Annotated in this window: 1 protein-coding gene; it reads left to right on the top strand. The window is 41.9% G+C overall.

Going from position 1 to position 1,294, the window contains the following annotated elements; translation table 11 throughout:
• Positions 1-138: 138 nt before the first annotated feature.
• Entirely contained in the window at positions 139-1,185 is a 1,047-nt protein-coding gene (locus Q1A70_RS19950; protein ID WP_299695768.1) for a lactonase family protein, read from the top strand.
• Positions 1,186-1,294 lie beyond the last annotated feature (109 nt).

The following is a 1,294-nucleotide window of genomic DNA, read 5'->3' as shown; positions in this document are numbered from 1 at the left end:
AGTTGAGGGAAATTAATGTCCATATAGTACCTCCGAGCAGAGTTACTATTAGATCAGAAATTTAATCAAATTGGTATCACTTCATGACTTTTTTATAAGACAATGTCGGCTCCATTTTCTAATTGAGTATGACTGCCTATGAAAACCCTACCTTTAACAATTAGTTGCTACACAGAGACTCCGAGTAAAAGCCAAGGCGTTTATCAGACTCAATTAGATTTGGATAGTGGAAAGCTATTACCGTTAGAACTCGTTGCAGATTGTACCAATCCATCTTTTGTCGTAGCGACACAACTCGGCATCTACACAGCTTCTGAAGTTGACCAACTCAAACAGCCACAGTTGATTCATATCGCTAACGCTAGCTCAAAGACCGCTAATAACTCCGGAGCTATCTCTGGCGATCATCCTTGCCATATCACGATCGATCCTAGCCATAGGTTTGCTATTACGTCGCAATATTCATCAGGCACATTCGATATCTTCAGTTTAAGTATCAACGGCAATATCGACAAACGACTCAAAACAATCAAAATGGTCGGTTCTGGTCCAAACAAAGAACGACAAACAGGACCACATGCCCATCAGTGTCTGTTCTTACAAAACTCACCACAATTTGTCACCGTCGATCTTGGCGCCGATAGAATCAACTTTTACTGCTTTGATGAAGAACAGGAAGAGTTTCTAGACGAACCAATGCAATCCATAAAAGCTCCTGCTGGCAGTGGACCTCGCCATTTAATCTTCAACAAGGCTGAAGATAAGGCCTATGTGATCTGTGAGCTCTCTGAAACGATACTTATGTTGGAAAAGGTTTTAGGTATATGGGGCATTGTGGAGGAAATAGATGCCCTTCCCAATATAGAGAAAGGCGAAGCAACGGCTGCAATAAAACTATCACCGGATGAACAATTCCTCTACGTGTCTTGCCGACACCAGTCAAGGATCAGTCGTTTCAGAATTGAAGCTACCACGAAAATGCCAATTTTTATTGATAGCTCTAGCACTGAAGGGAATTTCCCTCGTGATTTTCATATTACCGACTGCGGACAATGGCTTATCGCCGCAAACCAACACTCCAATAACATAACCTCATTTAAACGAAATATTGAGGATGGATCTCTGGTTTACACAGGCTACTCGTTAGCGCTAGATGCGCCTGTTTGTGTGACCCAACAACGATAGTAATCATCGGATACAAAAAAGGAGAGCACCCACTCTAATGCCGATCAGTTAAGACAATAATCGGCAGATCAGTTGAATGATCCTACCAACATGTAAAAATCCGATAGAC

Source organism: uncultured Vibrio sp., from assembly GCF_947488985.1.
In the GTDB taxonomy this organism is placed as follows: Bacteria; Pseudomonadota; Gammaproteobacteria; order Enterobacterales; family Vibrionaceae; genus Vibrio.
Note: the sequence above shows the minus strand (reverse complement) of the source record. Positions and strands in the feature narration are given on the sequence as shown.

Excerpts from the sequence above, each read along its gene's own strand:
- Q1A70_RS19950 (WP_299695768.1), top strand. The coding sequence starts at position 139 with ATGAAAACCCTACCTTTAACAATTAGTTGCTACACAGAGACTCCGAGT.